Here is a 6,104-nt window from a genome sequence, read left to right as displayed (position 1 = left end):
TCGGAGCACCACACGCCGTGGACCAGAATCCCGAAGTCGATCTGGATCACGTCGCCGGGCATGATGATCTTGCCGGTGGAGTGGGAATGGCCGCGGTCGGGCCCGGAGTTGACATTGGGATTCTGGTCGGGGGCCCAGGCGTCGCCGACGCCGAGCTCGCGCATCCGGCCCTTGAGGAACCGGGCCACGTCGGCGTCGGTCGTCTGCCCCGGTGCCACAATGGCGTAAGCCTCGAGAAGGAGCCGCTCGGTGAGGCGGGCGGCGTCCCGCATGATGGCAATCTCCTCGGGAAGCTTGACGGCGAGCCAGGTGATCACCAGCTCCTCGGACGAGACCAGCCGGCCGGGCCATCCGGCGCCGAGCGCCGCCTCCAGCTCCCGGCGCTGGGTGTGACTCAACCCGTCGGCCACGGCGCGAGCCGAGGAATTGACGGCGACCACCGTCGCGCCGCGCTCGTGGAGCGCCGCAGCCACGGCCGACCAGAGACTCTCGTCCCGTGCCAGCACCCGGTAGGCGTCGTGGAGGCCCACCTCCTGCAGTGCCGTGGCCTCGCCCGGCGGCGTGATGGCGAGCGAGGCGACCCGCCCGTCCTTCAGAAAGAAGAGGAACGCGGCCTGGCCGCCGGCATTCTCGCCGCCCACGTGGAGCGCCAGCGGATCGTTGGCGTTCTCGCGGCAGATGACCACCCAGGCGTCGGCGCCGGCGGCCTGCATCGCCGCCGGGAGCAGCCGCTCCACCCGCGCCCGGCGGATGGCCGGCCACGGGTTGGCGGCGGTTTCGGGCGTGACGGCGCACAGCAAACCGCCACCGACGGCGAGCAACAGCAGGGCGATCCAATTTCGTCGGATCATGAGACTGGCTGGCACACGATGCGGGACATGGGGCGCTCCTTGGGGTGTCGATTGAATGCCCTACCACAGTACTTCGGGGTCACCGCCGCTGTCAATCGGGGAGGTGACGCGCTCCGGACGAGCGCGAACCGGCGGCGGTGTTTCGTCGCGCGCGTTCGACGACGCACACCCGTGGCAGGATGCCGTGGCCCGGCGTTGACTGCATTGTTGCGTAAAATTGCGAAAGCCTGCGGTTCGACGCATTCGTCGAATGGTCAGGGTTCGATCATCGGGCCGTACTTGACAGATATTCAGGTATGATATATCGTCATACCCGGAGGTGCGACATGGGACGATCTAAAGTGGCCATCACCATCGATGAAGCGCTCCTTCGGCGGCTGGATCATCTGGTGAAACAAGCCGTGTTCCGCAATCGCAGCCAGGCGATCCAAGTCGCGGTGAAGGAGAAGCTGGAGCGCGTCGATCAGAACCGGCTGGCGCGCGAGAGCGGCAAGCTGGATCCGAGTTTTGAAAAGGCCCTGGCGGAGGAGGGACTGTCGGAGGAGTTGAGGCGATGGCCGGAATACTGAGGGGCGATATTCGGTGGGCGGATTTGAACCCGGGGCGAGGGAATGAACAGGCCGGGCAGCGGCCGGTCCTGATTCTGAGTCACGATGTGTTCAACGAGCGTTCGGGTACGGTGATCGCCGTTGCGATCACGGGTCAGCCGCAGCGAGCGGGTTTCCCGCTGACACTGGAGCTCGAGTCGAAAGGCCTGCCGAAGCGGTCCTGGGTCAAGATCAGCCAGATCCGGACGTTGGCGGTCGAACGAATCGGGAACCGGCTCGGGAAAGCAAAGCCCGAGGAGATCGCCCAGGTCGTGGACGGGCTCAATGAAATCATCGGACCCTGACAACGGCATGAATCCGATAGTCCGTCCGGCAGCCCCGGCAACCGATCCGCCCCACTTCGGCACAGCCGGATGACAGCTGATCGGGATCACCAGTCGGGACCGCCACCGGCTCCGACCCCCACGCTGGCTTCCACCACGCTCCAATCGGGTCCCACCGGGCCCCGCGATCCCGAACCTCGCGCCGGGTACGTGAAGACATCCGGATCGTGCTGGATCCACACCTTCCATGGGCCGCCGTCGAGAAAGTCGTCCCGCGAGACTAATTCGAACAGGTTGTCCAAATAGTCGAAACGGATGATGTTGCCTTTGACGGTCCCCATCAGGTCCGTCTTGCCGGCGGGACGGAAAAACAACCGGAAGCGGCCGAACTGTTTCGTCAGGATTTCGAAGTGAACGGCACCTTCCTGGTCGCTCCGTGCGGAACCGTTGGAGCCGGATCCGCCCCACACCCGACGGTCGTTCAGAAGCAGCATGCCGCCCGTGATGCGCAACTCGTGCAAGGGCTTCGGATACGCTCCCGCCGGTTGCACGTTTTCCACCAGTGGGACCACCTGGATGGCATATTTGATGTTGCGTCTCCGATCCTCGAACAGGTTGACGACCGCCTTTTCCAGATTGCGCACCGTCGCCGCGGCCTTGCCGGTATTGGTAGTTGTCCCGATCTTCATGGTCCATTGAAACTGCAGCTCGATGCCATCGGACAGAATCCTGGCGGGCCGGATGGTGAGCCGGTACTCCCTCGATTCAGTCCGTTCGTCGGTAGTTTTCGCACCTGTCTGGATGGTGGCCGAATGTCCCAACAAGACCTGCACTTTCGGAGCCAACAGAGTCATGGTTTCTGCAGGGTGGATCTGCAACAACGCCAGATCCAGGTTGATGATGATCGGCCTCTCTACGCCCGTGTCTTTCGCGGCGGCACCCGGGCGCTCTTCCGGCGGCGCGGCCGGCGCTCCTGTGTCAACCGACGCAATCGCCGGTCCGGCGGCGAGGCTGATGGTGGTCAGCAACAGCAGCCAGCCAATCAACCCGACAGTGGATGGCATGATCATTCCTCCCTGAAAACATAAACTGTCATATCCTCGACGGGCTGGCACCGGGACAGGTCCAGGACGATCTCTTGCTGCAGGATCGTGCCGCCGGCGGCGATGGTGACTGTCGTGACCGGCGGCTGCCGGGTTGTCCGCAGCTCCCCCATGGTGAGGTGCTGCCGCCAGATGACAGTGCCCATGCCGGTGATCAATAGCCCGGTGGCAGCCAGCAGCGGGATCGGAATTCGGAGATGTCGGCGCCAGATGCTGCGCGGTGCACCCGTCGCTGCGAATCGTTGATCAGGTGTCACGGCGCGTGACGCCTGCGGCGGCGCGGCCACGACGGGCCAGGCTTCATCGAGCGAACGGCAGACTGTCTGGGCCCGCCGACGGACGGCATCGACTGCATCGCGGCAGCGGGGGCACACCACCAGGTGCGTCCCGATCGCGTCGGCGGAGCGGGAATCCAGCTCGCCGTCGACGAACGATTGCATGGCGGATCGGTCAGGACATCGCATGGTCACACCTCATTCCAGTAGTGCCGCCAACCTGTCGATGGCCCGGGACAGCGCCTTCCCCACGCTGGTCACCCGCAGGTCCAGCACGCGGGCCATCTCGGCGTAGCTCGTCTCGTCCCAGTACAGCACGACGAGAAGCCGGTCCCGATCGGACAACCGGCTCAGGGCGTGCCTGACTTTCGCTATTCGGTCCTGTTGCAGGTAGTCTGCTTCCGTGTCGTGGTCGTCCGGCATATTGGGGCTGCAGGCCAGCGGCAGGTATCGTCGCCACCGCAGGCGGCGGAGTCGATCCCGCCACAGGTTCACCGTCACGCGGCACAGCCAGGCCCGCGGATTCTCGGGCGATCGGCCGGTGTCAGGCTGCTGCGCCATCCGCAGGAACGCCTCCTGCACCAGTTCCTCTGCGGTATCGAGGCGCCCCGTCAGGCGGACCGCCAGCCGAAGCAGCCAGGCTGCGTGGTCCCGGTACAGGCGTTCCAGCGCGGTGTGCGTTTCTGTTATCCGGTCCATGGTCTGTGTCTGAGTGAAATCCATTCTCGTTGATCCGACCCGGCTGCAAACCGCGCGAACCGCTCGTTCGCCCGGCCATCATCACCATAGACGAAGCCGCGGCGGATTTGTGGCACCGACTCAAAATAAATGAAACCGAGTCGACGAGCGCGCTATCCGCCCGAGCCGCCGCCCTTGATGCCGCCCTCGGTCAGGGAGCGGGGATCCAGCAGGCGGTCCAGCTCGGCGGGCGCCAGGCCCGTCGCCTCGGCGGCCACCTCGCGGACGCGCCGCCCTTCGGCATAGGCGCGCTTCGCGATGGCCGCGGCGGCGTCGTAGCCGATCACCGGGTTGAGCGCCGTGACCATGATGGGATTTTTCTCCACCAAATCGGCCACGGCGGCACGGTTGACGGTGAAGCCGGCCACGGCCTTGTCCGCCAGCAGCCGGGCGGCGGCGGCCAGCAGCCCCCCGGCCTGCAGCAGGTTGTGGGCCACCAGCGGCAGCATGGTGTTGAGCTGGAAGTTGCCCCACTGGCCGCCGAGGGTGACCGCCGTGTCGTTGGCGATGGCCTGGGCGGCGGCCATAATCACCGCCTCGCAGATCACCGGGTTGATCTTGCCGGGCATGATGGAGGAGCCGGGCTGGAGCGCCGGCAGGGCGATCTCGGCCAGACCCGCCTGGGGCCCGGAGTTCATCCAGCGCAGGTCATTGGCGATCTTCATCAGGGTCACGGCGACTGTTTTCAACTGGCCGGACAACTCCACTGCCGTGTCCTGGGCTGCCTGCAGCTCGAAGTGGTTGTCCCCCTCACGGAAGGGCAATCCGGTGAGCCGCGCCAGCGCCGCGGCGGCACGGCGGCCGAACTCGGGGTGGGCGTTGATGCCGGTGCCCACGGCGGTGCCCCCCAGCGCCAACTCCGCCAGCCGGGGCAGGACCGCCTCAACCCGGACGATGGCGTGGTGCACCTGGCTGGACCAGGCGCCGATCTCCTGCCCCAGCCGCACGGGCATGGCGTCCATGAGATGGGTGCGGCCGGTTTTCACCACGTCGTCGAGCGCCGCGGCGCGCCGGTCGAGGACGTCGCGCAGGTGGCGCAGCGCCGGCAGCAGCCCGCCGGCGGCCTGCTCGAAGGCGGCGACGTGGATGGCGGCGGGGATGACGTCGTTGGACGACTGGCCCATGTTCACGTGGTCGTTGGGGTGGACGGCGCGCGGACCGGCGGTGTCGCCCAGCAGTTGCCGCGCCCGGGCGGCGATCACCTCGTTGGCGTTCATGTTGGTGGACGTGCCCGAGCCGGTCTGGAAGACGTCCACGGGGAACTGGCTGTCCCACCGGCCGTCGGCCACCTCACGGGCGGCGGTGCCGATGGCGGCGGCCGGCTCCGGCGGCAGGAGGCCGAGCGCGGCGTTGGCCTCGGCTGCGGCCAGCTTGATGAGGCCCAGCGCCCGGATGAAGGGGCGCGGAAAGCGCAGGCCGCTGACGGGGAAGTTGTCCACCGCCCGCTGGGTCTGGGCGCCGTAGAGCGCGTCGGCGGGGACGCGCACCTCGCCCAGGGAGTCCCGTTCCAGACGCCATTCACCGGTGTGCATCATCGCCATGCCTCCGATCAGTCGGTGTGCGGACACGGCGCCCCGCCGCCGCGGGCGAGGCGCCGCTTCCATTATATGATGCGGGTGGCCGGCGACGGGTCCGTCAATGGGCGAAGCCGCGGCCGGGGTCCACGGGGTCAGGCTGCGGCAGCGGGCGGCGGCCGGCCGCCGCGGTGGTCTCCGCCGCCAGCAGCCGCGCGATCTCCGCGTGCTCCAGCCGGCGGGCGAGCGCCGCGGCGGTTACGCCGGCGGAATCGGCGAGGGCCGCATTGGCGCCCCGGGCCAGGAGCAGCCGGACCACCGCCGCGTGGCCGTTGCCCACGGCGCAGAGCAGCGGCGTGGTGCCACTGTCCCGGGTCCAGGCGTTGACGTCGGCGCCTGCGGTGATGAGGCGGTCCACGACAGCCGCGTGCCCGGAGCCGGCGGCGGACATGAGCGCGGTCCAGCCGGTCTGCGTAGCGGCGGCGACGGATGCGCCGGCGCCCAGCAGGATGCCCACCGTCTCCAGCCGGCCATACCCGGCGGCGAGCATCAGGGCGGTGTAGCCGTCCCGGCTGGCGGCGTCCACCGCCGCGCCCCGGTCCAGCAGGAGCCGCGCCACGCCGGCATGCCCGTTGGCGGCGGCGCACATCAGCGCGGTCAGGCGCTCCCGCCCGGTGCTGGCGTCGGGCTCGGCCCCCCGGTCCAGCAGCAGGCGCACCACCGCCTCGTGGCCGCGCACCGCGGCCAGCGCC

8 protein-coding genes are annotated in these 6,104 nt (G+C 68.2%); 2 read left to right on the top strand and 6 right to left on the bottom strand.

The window, feature by feature from the left end; translation table 11 throughout:
• Nucleotides 1-851 (bottom strand): M24 family metallopeptidase (locus tag GX414_14460; GenBank protein NLI48302.1); only part of this gene is annotated, 851 nt, incomplete at its 3' end.
• A gap of 326 nt (nucleotides 852-1,177) precedes the next feature.
• Between GX414_14460 and GX414_14455 the strand changes: the two genes are divergently transcribed.
• Nucleotides 1,178-1,420: a ribbon-helix-helix protein, CopG family gene (locus GX414_14455; GenBank protein NLI48301.1), complete on the top strand. Its 243-nt coding sequence runs from the start codon at nucleotides 1,178-1,180 to the stop codon at nucleotides 1,418-1,420.
• Nucleotides 1,405-1,743 carry a type II toxin-antitoxin system PemK/MazF family toxin gene (locus tag GX414_14450; protein NLI48300.1) on the top strand — a complete coding sequence of 113 codons (339 nt, stop codon included), beginning with the start codon at nucleotides 1,405-1,407 and terminating at the stop codon, nucleotides 1,741-1,743. Before GX414_14455 ends, GX414_14450 begins: the two co-directional genes overlap by 16 nt.
• Nucleotides 1,744-1,829: 86 nt before the next feature.
• Here GX414_14450 and GX414_14445 read toward each other — a convergent pair whose 3' ends face one another.
• The 5 genes from GX414_14445 to GX414_14425 form a co-directional block, all read right to left on the bottom strand.
• Nucleotides 1,830-2,750 carry a hypothetical protein gene (locus GX414_14445; GenBank protein ID NLI48299.1) on the bottom strand — a complete coding sequence of 307 codons (921 nt, stop codon included), beginning with the start codon at nucleotides 2,748-2,750 and terminating at the stop codon, nucleotides 1,830-1,832.
• Nucleotides 2,751-2,788: 38 nt separating this feature from the next.
• Nucleotides 2,789-3,289: a hypothetical protein gene (locus GX414_14440; protein NLI48298.1), complete on the bottom strand. Its 501-nt coding sequence runs from the start codon at nucleotides 3,287-3,289 to the stop codon at nucleotides 2,789-2,791.
• 9 nt (nucleotides 3,290-3,298) lie between these two features.
• Nucleotides 3,299-3,823, bottom strand: coding sequence for an RNA polymerase sigma factor (locus GX414_14435; protein ID NLI48297.1), 525 nt, complete (start codon nucleotides 3,821-3,823; stop codon nucleotides 3,299-3,301).
• A 128-nt stretch (nucleotides 3,824-3,951) separates the two neighbouring features.
• On the bottom strand, nucleotides 3,952-5,370 hold the full coding sequence (locus GX414_14430; GenBank protein NLI48296.1) for a class II fumarate hydratase: 1,419 nt from the start codon (nucleotides 5,368-5,370) through the stop codon (nucleotides 3,952-3,954).
• 103 nt (nucleotides 5,371-5,473) lie between these two features.
• The coding region (locus GX414_14425; protein ID NLI48295.1) for an ankyrin repeat domain-containing protein at nucleotides 5,474-6,104 on the bottom strand (631 nt) is incomplete at its 5' end.

This window comes from Acidobacteriota bacterium (genome assembly GCA_012517875.1).
Lineage (GTDB): Bacteria > Acidobacteriota > JAAYUB01 > JAAYUB01 > JAAYUB01 > JAAYUB01.
The sequence above is the reverse complement of the archived record's forward strand: the minus strand, read 5'-3'. Positions and strand labels throughout refer to the sequence as shown.